General features: G+C 46.0%; 19 protein-coding genes. 9 read left to right on the forward strand and 10 right to left on the reverse strand.

Annotated features, from left to right (window positions below):
- Positions 1-124: 124 nt before the first annotated feature.
- From FWF39_RS09410 to FWF39_RS09445, 8 genes are all read right to left on the reverse strand, one after another.
- Entirely contained in the window at positions 125-349 is a 225-nt protein-coding gene (locus tag FWF39_RS09410; RefSeq protein ID WP_343383188.1) for a hypothetical protein, read from the reverse strand.
- A gap of 100 nt (positions 350-449) precedes the next feature.
- Positions 450-1,274 carry a uroporphyrinogen-III synthase gene (locus FWF39_RS09415; protein ID WP_343383189.1) on the reverse strand — a complete coding sequence of 275 codons (825 nt, stop codon included), beginning with the start codon at positions 1,272-1,274 and terminating at the stop codon, positions 450-452.
- Complete coding sequence (gene cobA / locus FWF39_RS09420; RefSeq protein WP_343383190.1) at positions 1,253-2,008, reverse strand: uroporphyrinogen-III C-methyltransferase; 756 nt, start codon at positions 2,006-2,008, stop codon at positions 1,253-1,255. The genes FWF39_RS09415 and cobA overlap by 22 nt, the downstream gene beginning before the upstream one ends.
- Complete coding sequence (gene hemC, locus FWF39_RS09425) at positions 1,995-2,930, reverse strand: hydroxymethylbilane synthase (protein ID WP_343383191.1); 936 nt, start codon at positions 2,928-2,930, stop codon at positions 1,995-1,997. The genes cobA and hemC overlap by 14 nt, the downstream gene beginning before the upstream one ends.
- On the reverse strand, positions 2,927-4,228 hold the full coding sequence (gene hemL / locus FWF39_RS09430; RefSeq protein WP_343383192.1) for a glutamate-1-semialdehyde 2,1-aminomutase: 1,302 nt from the start codon (positions 4,226-4,228) through the stop codon (positions 2,927-2,929). Before hemL ends, hemC begins: the two co-directional genes overlap by 4 nt.
- Positions 4,229-4,230: 2 nt before the next feature.
- On the reverse strand, positions 4,231-5,205 hold the full coding sequence (gene hemB / locus FWF39_RS09435) for a porphobilinogen synthase (RefSeq protein WP_343383193.1): 975 nt from the start codon (positions 5,203-5,205) through the stop codon (positions 4,231-4,233).
- Positions 5,202-5,858, reverse strand: coding sequence for a bifunctional precorrin-2 dehydrogenase/sirohydrochlorin ferrochelatase (locus tag FWF39_RS09440; protein ID WP_343383194.1), 657 nt, complete (start codon positions 5,856-5,858; stop codon positions 5,202-5,204). The genes hemB and FWF39_RS09440 overlap by 4 nt, the downstream gene beginning before the upstream one ends.
- Before the next feature lies 1 nt (position 5,859).
- Complete coding sequence (locus tag FWF39_RS09445) at positions 5,860-7,548, reverse strand: AAA family ATPase (RefSeq protein ID WP_343383195.1); 1,689 nt, start codon at positions 7,546-7,548, stop codon at positions 5,860-5,862.
- Positions 7,549-7,946: 398 nt separating this feature from the next.
- Here FWF39_RS09445 and hemA point away from each other — a divergent pair, with 398 nt between their 5' ends.
- From hemA to cobJ, 9 genes are read left to right on the forward strand one after another with little or no spacing between them, the layout of a single operon-like run.
- Complete coding sequence (gene hemA, locus FWF39_RS09450; RefSeq protein WP_343383196.1) at positions 7,947-9,236, forward strand: glutamyl-tRNA reductase; 1,290 nt, start codon at positions 7,947-7,949, stop codon at positions 9,234-9,236.
- On the forward strand, positions 9,233-10,312 hold the full coding sequence (gene cfbA / locus FWF39_RS09455; RefSeq protein WP_343383197.1) for a sirohydrochlorin nickelochelatase: 1,080 nt from the start codon (positions 9,233-9,235) through the stop codon (positions 10,310-10,312). Before hemA ends, cfbA begins: the two co-directional genes overlap by 4 nt.
- An 11-nt stretch (positions 10,313-10,323) precedes the next feature.
- On the forward strand, positions 10,324-11,424 hold the full coding sequence (gene cbiD / locus FWF39_RS09460) for a cobalt-precorrin-5B (C(1))-methyltransferase CbiD (RefSeq protein ID WP_343383198.1): 1,101 nt from the start codon (positions 10,324-10,326) through the stop codon (positions 11,422-11,424).
- Positions 11,406-12,059, forward strand: coding sequence for a precorrin-6y C5,15-methyltransferase (decarboxylating) subunit CbiE (gene cbiE, locus FWF39_RS09465; protein ID WP_343383199.1), 654 nt, complete (start codon positions 11,406-11,408; stop codon positions 12,057-12,059). The genes cbiD and cbiE overlap by 19 nt, the downstream gene beginning before the upstream one ends.
- A 29-nt stretch (positions 12,060-12,088) precedes the next feature.
- Complete coding sequence (gene cbiT / locus FWF39_RS09470) at positions 12,089-12,694, forward strand: precorrin-6Y C5,15-methyltransferase (decarboxylating) subunit CbiT (protein ID WP_343383200.1); 606 nt, start codon at positions 12,089-12,091, stop codon at positions 12,692-12,694.
- A gap of 10 nt (positions 12,695-12,704) precedes the next feature.
- On the forward strand, positions 12,705-13,493 hold the full coding sequence (gene cobI / locus FWF39_RS09475; RefSeq protein WP_343383201.1) for a precorrin-2 C(20)-methyltransferase: 789 nt from the start codon (positions 12,705-12,707) through the stop codon (positions 13,491-13,493).
- Complete coding sequence (cobM, locus tag FWF39_RS09480; RefSeq protein WP_343383202.1) at positions 13,486-14,250, forward strand: precorrin-4 C(11)-methyltransferase; 765 nt, start codon at positions 13,486-13,488, stop codon at positions 14,248-14,250. Before cobI ends, cobM begins: the two co-directional genes overlap by 8 nt.
- Positions 14,251-15,339, forward strand: coding sequence for a cobalamin biosynthesis protein (locus tag FWF39_RS09485; RefSeq protein WP_343383203.1), 1,089 nt, complete (start codon positions 14,251-14,253; stop codon positions 15,337-15,339). It begins immediately after the preceding gene.
- Positions 15,237-16,061 (forward strand): precorrin-3B C(17)-methyltransferase, encoded by an 825-nt coding sequence (cobJ, locus tag FWF39_RS09490; RefSeq protein ID WP_343383204.1) that lies wholly within the window; start codon positions 15,237-15,239, stop codon positions 16,059-16,061. The genes FWF39_RS09485 and cobJ overlap by 103 nt, the downstream gene beginning before the upstream one ends.
- A gap of 97 nt (positions 16,062-16,158) precedes the next feature.
- On the opposite strand, the gene FWF39_RS09495 is transcribed toward cobJ, so the two are convergent.
- On the reverse strand, positions 16,159-16,407 hold the full coding sequence (locus tag FWF39_RS09495) for a hypothetical protein (RefSeq protein ID WP_343383205.1): 249 nt from the start codon (positions 16,405-16,407) through the stop codon (positions 16,159-16,161).
- A gap of 23 nt (positions 16,408-16,430) precedes the next feature.
- The gene (locus FWF39_RS09500) at positions 16,431-16,679 is read right to left on the reverse strand and encodes a hypothetical protein (protein WP_343383206.1); all 249 of its coding nucleotides are present in this window, start codon (positions 16,677-16,679) and stop codon (positions 16,431-16,433) included.
- Between the last annotated feature and the right edge of the window lie 179 nt (positions 16,680-16,858).

A 16,858-nucleotide genomic window follows, 5' to 3' on the forward strand; every position in this document is an offset into this window, starting at 1 on the left:
TTACGTACTAATATAACTATGTTTTGGTTTATGGGAAATGTCACTTTAAGGCGTAATTATAATTTAGACGGTTTTTTATGCCCCATTACAACGTCATAGTTACATTTCTCGGGATTTTAGGTAGCTACGGGGTTACTTCTTGGTCGGGATGCACAATACCCGCAACAGAGGTTTCATTTTGTTTGTGTCTAAAACCGTTTTTTGAACCCGAGCGCATAGCACTCATACTCTGAGAAACCGCGCTAACCACGCTGTCAGTGTTTTCTTTAATCAGCTCCATGGCGGTTTGGTTAACTTCTAGTTCAACGGTTAATTTTACTCGTCCCGCTCCATTTTTGTCTGCTTCCATATATCCACCTCCATAAAATCGTACTGTTACTATTTTATGGGTTAACATTTAGGTAGTTTAAACCTGAGTGACTGCACCGGCACAGCTACAATAAAAAGGATTAGAGCTCAGCCCAATATTGGGCAAGAGCGTCAAGGGCACTGTCAAAGAGGTAATCGTTTGGTACAACATTGACGGATATGTTGAGTTCTTTTAGGGCTTGGGCGGTTGTGGGTCCGATGGCAACTATGGCAACTTTTTCGGTTATGATTTGACGGAGTTGATCCAGGGTTGTTTTTTCGGTAAGCATTTTAAAGATGTTTTTAGCGCTCAAGCCGCTACCAAACAATAGGGCGTTTATATGGCCCTGGGTTAGGTCTTGGTAGAATTTGGTTTTGACTGCTTCATCTATGGGTAGACCTGATTCGTAGACATAGATTTCCTCAACATCAGCACCCATCGCTCGAAGAGTCTCAGTGAGGGTGGGTGAGGCGTTGCTTGTTCGGGGGATGCGAAAAGTTTTGTTTTTAAGATTAGTGTTTGAGAGAGCCTCAAGCAGGCCTTCGCTGCTGTATTTTTGTGGAATCATATCCACGCGAATATTTTTTTCTTGGAGGGCTTCGGCTGTTTTGGGGCCGACTGCAATAACACAAGTATTTTTTAGGCCTTCATAGAGTTGGGTGGTTTGTTTGATGTCTTCGGTGGCGCTAAAGAGGTGTTTGACTCCGTTTGTGCTCATCAGAGCCACGTAGTCCACAGTGCCCTCTTGAAGTTCAGTTATGAATTTTTTGAGGGATTCGGGGTTGTTTAGGGGTTTTATTTCTATGGCGGGGATGTAATAGGGAACGCCGCCTTTATTTCTGATGAGTTCGCCTGCTTCTTCGGTTTGCCCAATGGGGCGGGTTATGGCTACGATGCGGCCTTTTAGAGGGGTGTTTTGAACCATGAAAGTTTCCTGCCTAATATTGCGACTTCTCCGATGACAATAACAGAGGGTGGTTTTATGTTTCTATCTTGGGCTTCTTGTATAATGGTGCCCAGGGTAGCGATTAGGGTGCGTTGTTGGGGGAGGGTGCCTGATTCGATCATGGCGATGGGTTTTTTGGGGTTTATGCCGCCGGTTAAGAGTTTTTCGACTATGCCTTGGAGTGATTCGACGCCCATGAGAATAACCATGGTGTCAACGGCGTGGGCGATTTTTATCCAGTCGATGGGTTTGTCGGCGTCGCCTGCTCTGTGTCCGGTGATGATGGCTACTGAGGCGGCGTAGTCACGGTGTGTGAGGGGGATGCCTGCGTAGGCGGGTGCGACAATTGAGGAGCTCACGCCTGGTACATATTCAAATGCAATACCCTCTGCGAGTAGGGCTTCGGCTTCTTCGCCTCCTCGGCCAAAGATGAAGGGGTCTCCGCCTTTTAGGCGTATCACTTGGCCGCCTTGTTTGGCTTTCTCGATTATGAGCTCGGTTATTTTGTCTTGGGGAACTTCGTGAAGGCCACTGCGTTTGCCCACAAAGAGCAACTCGGCTTTTGGGGGTGCCATGGCTAGAACTTCTCCGCTGACGCCTAAGCGGTCATAGATAACTACGTCAGCGGTTTTTATTAGCTCAACAGCTTTGACTGTTAGTAGTTTTGGGTCGCCGGGGCCGGCGCCGACTAGAAATACTCTACCATACGCCATACTTTTCTCTCCATTGCTTCTCGAATTCTTCTGCACCCTGATTGATTAGTTCTTCGCCCACTTTGGTGCCTAGTTCTTTGGCTTGGTTTAGGGTGCCGTTTGCTTGGGCGCTGATTTTTCTTTGGTCGTTTAGTGAAAAGATACTTCCCAAAAGGGTGAGTTGGTTTCCTTGGGCTTTGGCAACTGCGCCGATGGGAACTCGGCATCCGCCCTCAAGTTTAAGCACTAGACTGCGCTCGGCGGTGATTTCGGCTTTGCTGGCTGGGTCTTCGATGGATTGTAATAAAGTGATGAGTTTTGTGTTGCCTTCTTTGGCGGTGACTGCTATGGCGCCTTGGCCTGCGGCTGAGGGGAAATGTTCGAGGGGGAGGCTTTCGGTTATTTGGTCTGCTATGTTTAGTCGTTCTAATCCGGCTTGGGCGATGACTATACCGGCGAGTTCGCCGCTGATCACTTTGTTTATGCGTGTATCAACGTTGCCGCGGATGGGTTGCACATCTAGGTCAGGTCGGAGGTATTTGATTTCGGCTAGGCGGCGCAGGCTGCCGGTGCCAACAACTGCGCCGTGGGGTAAATCTTTGAAGGGAACATTGTTGTGGGAGATAAATACGTCGTTTGGTGAGTCGCGTTTGGGAATTGCAGCTATCACAGTGCCGGTTTGTATCTCCACAATGGGAACGTCTTTTAAGCTGTGGACGGCAAAGTCGACTTCGCCGTTAACGACTTGTTGGTCGATTTCTTTTTCAAAGAGGCCCTTGGCATCGATGCTAAAGAGGGGTTTGCCGTGTTCTTTGTCGCCTAGGGTGTGAATAATTTTGAGCTCGAATTCTACTTGTGGGTTTTTGGCTTTTATCCAGTCTAGGGTGCGATTAGTCTGGGTTAGGGCTAGTTTGCTGCCTCGGGTGCCAACGATTAGTTTCATGGGGTTGTCCTCGTGTTAGCTACGGCTTTGAGGGCGCAGTCTAGTGCGTTTGTGGTGAATTTGAGGTCGTCTTCTGTGTGTGCGGTTGAGATAAAGCAGGTTTCATATTGAGAGGGGGGTATGAATACGCCTTGTTTTAGCAGTTCGTGGAAGTATGCACTAAACATGGTTTGGTTGCTGTGTTTGGCGTCGTCATAGTTTGTTATGTCTTGGGCTGTAAAGAAGAGTTGATAGAGTGAGGCAATGCTGTAGACCTGTACAGGTAGCTGGTAGCTTGTGGCTTGGTCGAGGAGGAACTTTTTGAGATCTGAGGCTTTTTTTTCGAGTTGGGGGTAGAGTTGGGTTTTGTTTTTGGATAGATAATTAAGAGTGGTCATACCTGCGGTGGCTGAGACGGGGTTGCCGCTAAAGGTTCCGGCTTGGTAGACTTTGCCGGCGGGGCTTATGTTTTGCATGATCTCGCTTTTTCCACCAAATGCTGCCAGGGGGAATCCGCCGCCTAAGACTTTGCCTAGGGTTGCCATGTCGGGTTTGATGCCAAAGTATTCTTGTGCGCCTCCCAGGGCAAGGCGGAAGCCGGTGATGATTTCATCAAAGATTAAAACGGTTCCATAGGTCTGAGTTATTTTTCTCAGATTCTGTAAATAGTCTGCTTTGGGTAAGATTAAGCCCACATTAGCCATCACGGGTTCAACTATTACAGCAGCGATATTTTGGCCCTCGGCTCTAAAGGTGTTTTCCAATGCTTCAAGATCGTTGTAGGGGAGCACTATTGTGTTTTGGGTGGTTTCTTGGGGGATGCCCAGTGAGTTAGGCGTGCCAAAGGTTGCTGCGCCTGAGCCGGCTTTGACTAATACATTATCGTGACTGCCATGGAAGCATCCGTCGAATTTGATGATTTTTTTACGATTGGTATAACCTCGGGCGGCTCTCAGGGCATGCATGGTTGCTTCGGTGCCTGTACTTACCAAACGCATCATCTCCATACAGGGGGAGACTTGGCTTATGGTTTCTGCGAATTGAACTTCGAGCTCTGTTGGGGTTCCATAGAGGGTGCCTCTTGGGAGCTGCGCTTTAACGGCGTCAAGAATCTCGGGGTTGGCATGACCTAGAAGCAGTGCGCCGTATGCCATGCAGTAGTCGAGGTATTTTTTTCCATCGGCATCATAGAGTTTGGAACCCTGAGCACATTCTACAAAGAAGGGGTAGGGCTCAAAGGCTCGAACGGGGCTGTTTACGCCGCCGGGCAAAGTTTTTTTTGCTCGCTCATAGAGCTTCAGAGATTTGGATTCAGTCAAGGTTAAGTCAACCAGGATTTTACATCTTTGGCATGATAGGTTATAATGAGATCAGCGCCGGCACGTTTCATACCGATTAGGATTTCACGGATGATTGTTTGCTCATCTATCCATCCGTTTTGTGCGGCGGCTTTAACCATACTGTACTCGCCGCTTACATTGTAGGCAACCACAGGCACATTAAAACTGGCTTTGGCTAGGGTGATAATGTCTAGGTATGCAAGTGCGGGTTTGATCATTATCATATCTGCGCCTTCAGCAATGTCGAGCTCGATTTCTCGCAGGGCTTCTTGGGGGTTGCCTTGGTTCATCTGGTAGCTACGTCGGTCGCCAAATTTTGGGGTGGATTCAGCGGCTTCTCGAAAGGGACCATAGAAGCCTGAGGCATATTTGGCGGCATAGGCAATAATTGGGATTTGATCGTAGCCTGCTTCGTCGAGTGCTTCTCGGATAGCGGCAATTTGGCCATCCATCATGGCCGATGGTGCGACTATGTCGATGCCGGCTTGGGCATAGCTGACAGCTGTTTTAGCCAAAAGGGGCAGGGTTGAGTCGTTTTGGACTTGATTGTCTTTGACTATTCCACAGTGACCATGACTCATATATTCACAAAGACAAACATCACCAATAATGACAAGCTCATCACCGCAGGCTTTTTTGAGTAAACGGATGGCTTGTTGGATAATGCCGTCTTTATGGTAGGCGCCTGTGCCTGTTTCATCTTTTTTAGCGGGAATGCCAAACAAAAGTACTGATTTTATGCCTTGAGCCATTGCGGCTTTAGCTTCCTCTACAACCATTGAGAGCGGTACTCGGTTGTAGCCGGGCATTGATTCGATGGGCACAGGGTTTTTGAGGTCTTCTTCAACAAATATGGGACAGATTAGATGAGCAGGGTTGAGTGTGATGGGGTTGAGCATATCGCGTAGTGCTTGCGTTTTGCGCAGTCTGCGCATACGTACAGAGGGAAAACTCATTGTTTTGTTTCACCTTTTTCTACGAGTGTTAGGGCTAATTTTTGAGCCAGTTCAAGGTTATTTTCCAAGAGGGCTCTTTTAATGTTCTCGTTGTCTAATATCTCATATAACAGTTTACTTCTATCTTTTGGGTTAGAAATACTGTTTTTGAGAGTGTTACGGATTTTTTCTTGCAATTCAATGGCAAGTAAATCCTGGGGGGTAATTAATTTTTCAATGCGTTCGCGAAGCACATGGGCCATAGCGGGACTTTTGCCTCCGGTGGAGATGGCGACTTTGACATTGCCGACTTTGGCGATTGCGGGCAGAATAAAATCGCTAAGCGCAGCATTATCAACCGCATATACCAAACAGCCATATGAGAGGGCGGTTTTTATGAGGTCGTGGTTGAGTTTAGCATTATCAGTGGCTGCTAGGAGTATGTCGGGTTTGGGTTTTAGGCTGTCAATAAATGTTTGAGCGTCTTTAATTTCGGTTTTAAGCAGGTTAACTTGCTTTGTTTCTCCAAGGTTTAAAGCATCATCTGAGAAGTCGCGGCTGATCATCCAAATTATTGCGCCAGAGTCAAGGAAGCTTTTGACTTTGCGGGTTGCTTCTTTGCCTCCGCCGATCACCATAACGGTTTGGCCGCTGAGTTTGAGATCAATTAGCATGTTATTCCCCTTTGGAATCACTAAGCGTATGGTTGGTTATGAGGTTTTTGAATTTGGCTACAAACAAATCATAATCAATTTTTGTTATCTTTGGCGGGGTAGCAATTTTTGTGAGCAACTCTAGGTCGAGGCATTCTTCTGCGGTGTTTAGGGCTTGGGTGCCAAATGCTTCGTATTGGATTTCGATTTCAGGAATCATGCCGCGTGCTTCTAAATCTAATCGCGGTATCATACCTAACAGTGTTACCCCGGCCTGTTGGAAGGCGTGTTGGATCATTTGTTTGGTTTGCTCGGTTAGATAGCTGATTCGGAGTTTGTTTAAAATAACACCTTGAACTTTGACACCTAGACTCTGGAGGTTTCTTATGTAGTTAAGGGCGCTTATGAGGGCTCCTTCGATGCCTTCTTTATCACAGCCTACCACGACAATTGTTGAGGCGTCCAAAGCGGCTGCAACCTCAGCTGTTGACATAGGTCGGCTGTAGTTTTGGTTTAGCAGACCGGTGAAGGCGCTCATGGCGCCCTCGATTATGATAAAGTTGTAGTCTTGGCTTGCCATGGGGATGGCTTGTTCCAGAGGTGTCCAGCCGCTTTCACCGATTTTAATTGAGGAGTATTCTTGGATGGGTTCTTTTGTGAGATAGAGCGAGGAGACGGCGTCGCGGATGTCTCCGCCGACTTTTAGGACACCAACTTTGTAACCGCGTTTTTTAAGTGCGCCGGCGATGCCGGTTACTAGAAATGTTTTGCCTGAGCCGCTGCCCAAGGCGGTGACTAGGATGAGTTTGGGTGGGGTTTGGTTTGTCAGAGGTTGTTGTTGGCGGATGTTTGTGGATATGCCGATTTCGTTTTGGATGTTTTTGAGCAGTTCGGTGTTGGCTTTTTTGATTTCGTTTAGGTCATGTGGGGTTATGTCGAGGGATTGTTGGATGCTTTGGATGATGATGGGGTTTTTGTCTATGAGGCCGTGGATAAAAACTCCTGAGATGTTGCCTTCTTTGTTTGTGACTCCTGAGATGAGGTCTTGGGGATTTTTTTTATAGTTTACGCGCTGGGCATGAGTTATAAGGATAGGGCGAGCGTTTTTGTGGAGTATGGTTTGGCCGTAGGTGTGGCAGTGAAATCCGCTGACTTTTTGGCCGATTTGTTTTGTGATAAAGCTTGTATCAACTATGCTGGCCCAGACACGCTCGGTGCAGATTAGTGGTTTGAATTCGGCGTCAAGTAAGCCTAGACCTTTTCTTGTGATTGGGGAGGTGGATAGTCGTCCGATGTCGGTTTCTTTGGCGAGCACTTGAAAGCCTGAGCATACGCCTAGTACGTATTTTCCGGCTTGGGCCATTTTGGTGATTTCTTTGGCGACGGTTGGGTTGATGCTGGCTGATTCGACAAGGCTACCGCCGGGGATGATGATCATGTCTAAAACTTCTGAGGCGGGTTTGCCGTCAACTTGGCCGTCTGCACAAACTAAGTGTGTGGGGAGGTTGCCAAAGTTTTCAAAGCAGGGTAGAGCACCTGATAAGTAAACTAGACCTATTTTGTGACGTAAATTGCTCAAGTAGTGCACATTTATACACAAACAGCTTGTATTTATAGGCTGATTTATAGATTTTGCGCTTAGCTGACGATAATAACCCTCTGACTTGGCAAGTAGGTAGAGTGTATTTAGATTCACCAGTTTATCAACCAAAGTTTAAATAACCTTTAAATCAGGTTTAGCTATAAACAGATTGGGTGAAGAGCGCCTGTGAAAACTACTACCAAAAACAATCATTCCTTCCGTTCTTTATTCACATTTGATCACACAGTAGCCGAGTAGGAACAGCATCACCCACAACTCACCAACCCCAAGAAAAATGAACCAACCAATCCACCTGCAAAGTCAAAATCAGCCAACCATACCAAAAAAGAAACAGACCACAGATCTCCAACCGAATTTCCCACCACCCTGAATTATTTTCTACGCCACCCACAGATATATGTATGAATACACACTACTCAAGTTAGTTGTAGTGTAAAAACAACCAAAAAACCCCAATTCTGCATTTACCGTAAACATTATATTTAAGCCGGTCGGTTTATCCATCCATGACTTTCTCGGCTAAAGAAGACCACGTGCTCAACGTCCGCATCACACATAAGACAGCCCGGGTTATGCAAATGGAAACTGTTGCATTTAAAGAAAAAACCCAAGCACTAAACGAACTCAAAACCATAGAAGGCGTAGAAGAATGCCTATTTCTACAAACATGCAACAGAATAGAGATCTACCTCACAGCTGAGGAAAACAAAAAAACACTCACAACCATCAAAGAATACCTCGCCAATCGAGCAGGCGAACATGCCAAAGAAATTTCAAATTGCATCGAGGTTGCATCAGATAAAGAAGCCCTAAACCATTTACTCCGCCTAACCTCAGGCATGGAATCAATGGTTATAGGCGAGGAACAAATTCTAAACCAAGTCTGGGATGCCTACCTAGAAGCAGACAACACCAAAACCCTAGGTCCAATTCTAAAGCATCTCTTTAACCGCGCCATGACTATCGGCAGACATGTACGCAACGAAACAGGCATCAACAAAGGCGCTGTTTCAATTGGATCTGCCGCAGTCGAATTAGCAGTTATGCTACTTGAAAACTTGGAGGACAAAAAAATTCTTGTCATGGGCGCAGGAGAAATCGGCACACTTGTCTCCAAAGCCCTTGCACACCGATGCCTAAGTCCCATATTTATCGCTAATCGCACCTACGATCGAGCTGTTAAACTCGCCACAGACCTAAACGGCGAAGCAGTACGCTTTGACAAATTCGACCAAGTTATGGTAGACGCCGATGTAGTCATCTGCTCTACCTCAGCACCCCACTACCTGCTAACCAAAGAAATCATTGCCCATCTGATCACTAAACGCACAAACCCCGCACCTATGCTAATCATAGACATATCCAACCCCCGTAACGTCGAAAAAAGCGTCAACGAAGTAGCCAACGCCAAACTCTACAACATTGATGATCTGCAACTAATAGCAGATAAAAACAAAGCCCAACGAGAAAAAGCCATCGAACATGCACAACTATTGTTAAACGATGAATTGGTTAATCTCGAAGACGATATGAAAGGACTAAGCGTACGATTAATCATCTCCGAGATTCTCTCAGAGACCGAACAAATCCGCAAACGCGAACTCCTCACAGCACTCAACAAAATGGGCAACCTAGATGATCATCAAAAACAGGTTTTAAATGATTTAACATCAATTTTACTCAAGCAAACCTTTATTCCTATAGTTGAGAATCTCAGGTTAGCCGCCAAAACCGAGGATAAACAAACCATCGAAGTAGCGGCTAAATTGTTTGAGAAAGCGGGGAAAAAACAGTGACAAACAAAGCATTAGACAACACAGGTTTAATCTTAATTGGACATGGAAGTAAACTCCCCCATAATCAAGAAAACCTGGAAAAACTTGCAGAGATTTTACGGGCACAATCAGCCTTCAAGCTGGTCGAGATTGCCTTTATGATTCGCAACACCCCAACCATTCCCGAAGCCATAGACACCATCGCCAAAAATGGTGTTACTAAAATTGTGCTGGTACCAGTGTTTCTTGCCGCAGGAGTCCACACCACACAAGAAATTCCCGAACTAATAGAGGTCAAAGACAAACAATCTCAGCTCACCCAACGGGGCATTCAACTCTTCTACGGCGAACCTATTGGTGCAGACCAATGCCTAGCAGTTATCCTTGAAGAAAAAGCTCTAAAAGCCATAGGCAATGATTGGCAACACCGTCATGCCCGCTTCAAAGGCTCACCCATAGAGACCTATCCAGCGACCTCGACAAAGATCTATGAGCAGAGCATGAAACTTATTCACCCCGAGATCCAAGATGTGCTAAACAAAGCACCCAAAAACCAAATTCCCATCATTGAGCGGGTTGTTCACACTACCGCAGATCCGGAATTTGCAAAACTCTTAGTCATAAGTGAACAAGCTGTAGAGGCAGGGGTCAGCGCCATCAAAGCAGGCGCCAAAATCATAACTGACACCAAGATGATTAAAGCAGGTATTCACGAAGCACGAATCCAGCGCTTTGGAGGAGAAATCCTAACCTACATCGATGACCCCCGCGCCAGCAAAGCTGCAACTGATGAGTCCATCACAAGATCCACAGCAGCAGTACGACTAGCAGTAGCGGATAATGCAGATAATGCCATCTTTTTAATCGGTAATGCCCCAACAGCAGCCTTTGAGTTAGCTGAGCAGGTTAAGCAAGGTAAAATTAAACCAGCACTCATAATCGCGGTTCCAGTGGGCTATGTTGGTGCGGCAGAATCCAAAGAAGCCATCGCCCAACTCAATGTTCCCTACATGATTACAAGAGGAAAAAAAGGCAGCAGCACCATTGCAGTCGCCATCTTTAACGCATTATTAGCGATGGCCGAAGCCAATCCATAGAGGAAATAACGATGGCGCGGTTTTTAAAATACGGCATAACAACAGGGGCCACAGCCGCTGCAGCCGCCAAAGCCGCAACCATAGCCGCAACAACCCAACCAGTGGATCGGGTAGTTATTCCAACACCAATTGGTTTGCGTTTTGAGGTTCCTATTAAATCCAGCCGCAAACTCACAGAAGACACAGCAGAGGCAACAACAGTAAAAGATGCTGGTCAAGACATAGATGCCACCGATAAAATGGAAATCACTGCTACCGTCAAACTAACCAACGACGGTAAAATTACCATCAAAAGCGGCGAAGGGATCGGTACAGTTACCAAAGCAGGTCTGCAGGTAGCTATAGGTGAGGGTGCCATCAACCCAGTGCCCAAAGCCATGATAACTGAAGCCATACAAGAAGCCCTACCCCCCAACAGAGGCGCAGATGTTCTAATTACAGCACCTGAGGGTGCAAACATTACCAAAAAAACCATGAACGACAAACTGGGCATAAGAGGCGGCGTGTCGATTCTTGGGACCACAGGCATAGTTAAACCATACTCCCTAGAAGCCTGTCGCCGCTCCCTTGTGCCACAAATCGATGTCGCATTAGCACACGGTTACAAACGCATACTCTGTGTTCCAGGTAACATAGGCGAGCGTATTGCTAAAGAAAAATTCGGGGTTCCCGAAGATGCAATCGTACAAACCGGAGACTTTGTGGGCTACATGCTCGACAAAGCCGTCGACAAAAACGTTAAAGAAATCATTCTTCTGGGACACTCAGGCAAACTGGTCAAATTAGCCGCAAACATCTTTAACACTCACCACAAAGTAGGAGACTCAAGAAACGAAGTCATCGCAGCCTATGCAGGCGCAGTCGGAGCAGATCAAAAACTGGTCAACGAACTCTTAGAGGCAAACACCTCCGATGAGGCCACAGCAATTCTGCAAACCGCAAACTTGGCAGAAGCAACCTATGATCGCATAGCTGAGCGGATACATCAAAGGGTCAGCGACCGGGTGGAAAACAAGATAAAGATAAGCATCGTTATCGTGGCTATGGATGGCAGAGTTCTTGGCATGGACACAAACGCACGGTGTAACAAACCTTGGCAAAACTTGACATAGTGGGTATCGGACCAGGGTCAGCAGACTACGTTACGCCAGCGGCAAAAAAAGCTGTTCAACAAGCAGATCTAGTTATTGGAGCCCAAAGAAGTTTAGCACTTTTTTTGGGAGAGATTCGGGGCGAGCAGGTTGTTTTAACTGCTAAAAATTTACAAGACTCATTAAAAAAAGCCGCTCAAGCAGTTAAAGAAAATAAAAAGGCCGCTTTGCTCTCAACAGGTGATCCGGGATTCTCAGGGTTGTTGCATACCGTTCTTGAGAGCGGACTCTTTAGCGCTAAGGACATTAATGTGGTTCCCGGAGTTAGCTCGATTCAGGCCTGTGCGGCCCGATTAAACATCAGCTGGGACACCGCTAGGCTCTTTACCTTTCATGGCGGCGAAGTCTCCGATGAGCAGAAAAACAAACTAACCCTCGCGGCCCAAGCTAAACAAACCATTCTGCTACTACCAGATCAGAGAAACTTTACCCCACAAAACATAGCCGCCTTTTTGCTTAAAACCGGCAGTGATCCAAAAACACAAGTGTATATCTGTGAGAACATAACCCTTGAGAGCGAAAAAATCACACACACCACCATAGAAGAGATTGCGAGTTTGAATTTTGGTTCACTATGTGTAATGGTTATCAAATAAACAACAAACTAACAACAACGTGAAGAGATATGGTAAAAAACTGGCCCCACAAAACATCTGGAATCCCCGATGAAGCGTTTAATCAACGAGACACAGTTCCAGGACCAACTAAAGAAGAAATCCGAGTAATCACTATAGCCAAAGCACGCCTAAGCGAAGGTGCAGTCGTGATTGATGTGGGCTGCGGCACAGGTGGCTTAACTGTTGAGGCAGCCATACAAGTTGGTTCAAAAGGCAAAGTTTATGCCATCGATGAAGACCCCGCAGCCATAGATTTAACAAAAAGCAACGTAGAAAAATTTGGAGTAGAAAATATTACGGTCATCACAAGGGGAAAAGCTCCTGAAGCACTCTTGGCGCCACCCAATGCAGATGCAGTATTTATTGGCGGAGCAGGACATGCTTTGAGACCCACTATTCAAACAGTTCACTATAAACTCAAATCCGGTGGCAGAATCATCATAAATGCTATATTGCTAGAAACTGCAACGACTGCCATTGCGGAATTGAAGGCTTTGGGCTACAGAGATATCGATGTGGCTAATGTTTCGGTGGCTAAGGGAAAACAAATAAACAGCGGGACCATGATGATGGCAAGAAATCCAGTAACCATAGTTTCAGCAACAAAACTTTGAGGTATGTTAGTTGGTTGGCGTATTTATCGGCATTGGCGTTGGTCCAGGCGACCCTGAGCTTCTTACATTCAAGGCTGCAAAGGCCCTCAAAAAAGTAGATATTATCTGCATACCTAAGAGTCACATAAACAAACCCAGTATGGCACTAGGTATGATTAAAGAAGTTCTAGAGGAGCGTACAACTCCCGCGGAGATTATAGAACTTGTTTTTCCTATGACTAAAGATGATCTCAATAATCGCAAACTCTGGGTAGAAAACGCAACGATAGTTGCTGAGAAAGCTCAAAAAGGCAAAGATGTGGCTTTTATCACCCTTGGCGATCCTATGCTCTATAGTACTTTTCGCTATCTCTATGAATGTGTCAAAGAAACATATCCCGAAATCGAACTAGAGATTATTCCAGGGGTAACCTCAGTTACTGCAGCCGCAGCCTCATCAAAACTACCTTTAGCTGAGAAAGATGAAGTTGTCACAATCATTCCTACAAACCTTGACTCGGCCCACTTAGAAGATGCCGCCAGACATGCAGATAACCTGGTCTTTATGAAATGTGCGTTTCACATAAAAGAACTCATACCCACCCTGCTCAAATCAGGTTTCACAAAAAACTCGACTGTTGCATTGGTTAAGCGATGCACACTATCTGAAGAGAAGGTGATTGTGGGTAAACTAGACGAGGTTAGTAACTGGGATGTAAAAGAAGATTATTTCTCAGTCGCTATCGTTAAAAAAAATCCAGTGCCTATTCACTGGAAACAAAACAACGGACATAAGGGATGTTGTTGTAAACATGAATAAAGTTGTGTTTATCGGCGCCGGATCAGGCGACCCCGAACTTATAACCCTAAAAGGCAAAAAATGGCTCGAACAAGCAGATATAGTTCTCTACACAGGCAGTCTGCTAAATCCAGAATATCTCAAATACTGCAAACCAAACGTTGCACTCTACGACAGTGCCAAGATGGGCCTGCCCGAAATGCTCCAAGTTATGGTTAACGGCGTTAGAGCAGACAAACTGGTGGTTCGGCTCCACGATGGAGATCCCAGCTTTTATGGTGCAATTCAAGAAGTCATGACAGCTCTAGACAGCGAGGGTATTGAATACTTCCGCATCCCCGGCATCAGCTGTCTGCTAGGCGGTGCAGCCGCACTAAACAGAGAATTAACACTGCCAAACATTAGCCAAACTGTTATAATCACCCGTCCCAAAGGACGCACCCCAGTACCCGAAGCCGAGAGCATACAAAAACTCGCAACACACCAAGCCACCATGGTCATCTTTTTAGGCACCCCCCACATCGCCCGCGTCGTTGAGGACCTCCAAATAGGAGGCTACCCCAAAGACACACCCTGCCAAGTCGTCTACAAAGCAACCTGGCCAGAGCAAAAAATCGTCAAAGGCACCCTCAATGACATCGTAGAGGAAGTCAAAGCCCAAAACATAACCGAAACCGCACTCATCTTTGTCGGTAAAGTCCTAGACCCACAGGCCTATGACTTCTCTAAACTCTACGACCCCACATTCACCACGGGGTTCCGTAAGGGCGAGGAGTAAATGACAAAACAAGGCATAACAATTGTTGCCATAACCCACCGCGGCGTTGGAACTGCACTAAAAATCCAAAAAGCACTCGATATCTGCGGGTTAAGTGCCATTGTTTGTGCCCCAAAAAAATACAGCCAACCCGGCGTCACAGCCATAGAAACAAACCTTGCCGATTTTATAAAAGAAAATTATAACAAAACAAAGGCTCTAGTGGCAGTCATGGCAACCGGCATAATCATCCGCGCCGTTGCACCACTTCTTGAGAGCAAACTCACCGATCCACCTGTTATAGGCGTAGATGCCACAGGCAAATTTGTCATAAGCCTCCTCTCAGGACATCTAGGCGGCGCAAACGACCTAACCCGAACCATAGCCGCAGGCATCAACGCCACTCCCGTCATAACCACAGCCTCCGATGCATTAGGTAAACAGAGCGCAGATGAACTCGCCCGAACCATGCATCTAACAATACAAAACCCAGACAGCCTCGTTGCCGTGAACTCAGCGATAGTAAACGATGGAAATCTTGCCGCAATATTGGTAGATGATATCAAAATGCCCCTAGAAGCCCTGAGTGATTTTGATATAAAAAAGGTCCAAACCAGCACCCAAGCCATAGAAATTATAGATACCCACTACGATGCAGGCATCATAATCACCCAAAACCCCCTCGCAACCATCAAATCCAAAAAACCCCTCACCATCCTAAACGCCAAACGCATCATAGTCGGCTTGGGCGCACGCAAAGACACACCAGCAAAAGACATAGTGACAACCGTAGAAAAAGCACTAGCACAGATTCATGTACCACTACAAAGAGTGACCGCTTTTGCAACGGTTGATATAAAACGCAACTCTCAGCCCATGCTAGATGCAGTGGAGGCACTGGGAGCACCGCTTGAGTTTTTAAGTGTCGATGCACTTCGTTCAGTGACATATGCTGATCTGTCACCAGATTCAGCGATGGTTCAACAAAAAATTGGTGTTGGAGGAGTATGCGAACGAGCAGCACTACTGATAGCGGGAAACAATTCAAAACTGATTCTCAAGAAAACCAAACTAAACGGGACAACAGTGGCAGTAGCCGAGGCAGAGTAAGTGTAGTCGGCATCGGACCCGGCAACCCCGAACATCTCACACCCAAAGCCAGAACAGAAATCGAAACTGCCGATGTCGTTGTTGGTTATGGAACATATATCAAACTTGTCGAAAACGTTACCAAAAAAGATGCTGAAGTTATCTCAGGCACTATGGGCAGAGAAGTGGAACGAGCCAAAATTGCAGTTGATAGAGCCAAAGCAGGCAAACAAGTTGTTATGGTATCTAGCGGTGATCCAGGTGTATATGGAATGGCAGGCGTTGTGCTAGAGGTAGCCGCCAAAGACCCAAACCCAGTGCCGGTAGAAGTTGTGCCAGGTGTAACAGCAGCAACATCTGCATCAGCCATTTTAGGCGCACCGTTAGTAAGTGACTTTGCAGTTATCAGTCTAAGTGATCTGCTAACACCGTGGGAAAAAATCGAGCACCGACTAGAAGCAGTCTCACTAGCGGATATGTCCATTGTACTCTATAACCCACAAAGCCAAGGACGCATCGAACCACTAACAAAAGCCTATGAGATTATGCTCAAACACATTAACCCCAAAACGCCTGTAGGTATCGTGCGACAAGCAGGACGCGAAGGACAAACCAGCACCATCACAACACTCAAAGACATGCTCAACTGCAACATCGACATGGTCACAACCATAGTTATCGGCAACTCCGCCACCAAAGTCATCAACGGAAAAATGATCACAGCAAGAGGCTATGACCTCTAAGCTGACTACTATTTTTTACAGTTTAGTGAGAAGCGTAGCAACGCAATCACCAACACAAACCTACCCTCAGTGCACTCCAAAAGTTTGGGATATAGGATTAACGGCTAAAGACATGTCTTTTACGCAAGTATAGCAAAGTAATTGACAACAGTGTTGTAATAGCAACAAACAGTACCACTACAGCAACGCCTATCCAAGCTAAGCCGAACATTACTGAGTCATCAGAAGCAGACGGGGTTGGTGTTGGTGAGGTGGTTTGTGATGGCAAAGCGCTTGATAAATCAGAACGATCCAATGAATTATTTGATGATAATGTTGTTTGGACAGGAGATGATGATGTAAGCATAGAAGTTGACGAGTCAACAGTTGTTATTTGTGTGTTATTTGGGCCACTTTCAATGTCATCAGCATATGAATTATTCGAAACCTGATTCTTACAGTTACAAGACGCTTTTGGCACACAACAACATAAATGGCGATCACAACAAGCTTTACAGGAGTTTTTAGTACAACAGCAATCACACTTACAGCAACAAGCTTTACAGGAGTTTTTAGTACAACAGCAATCACACTTACAGCAACAAGCTTTACAGGAGTTTTTAGTACAACAGCAATCACACTTACAGCAACAAGGTGCTTTTGGCACACAACAACAATGTTGCGGTGTCTTCTCTGTATTGGCATAAACTATAGTCACATGACTACCCGATTCTAAATCAATAGTCACCGTACCAGACGCCAAATCCACCGAATAACTACCACTGGGAGCATCCACAATAATATTAGAAATATCCCAA

This window comes from Candidatus Bathycorpusculum sp. (genome assembly GCF_009778815.1).
GTDB lineage: Archaea > Thermoproteota > Bathyarchaeia > Bathyarchaeales > Bathycorpusculaceae > Bathycorpusculum > Bathycorpusculum hydrogenotrophicum.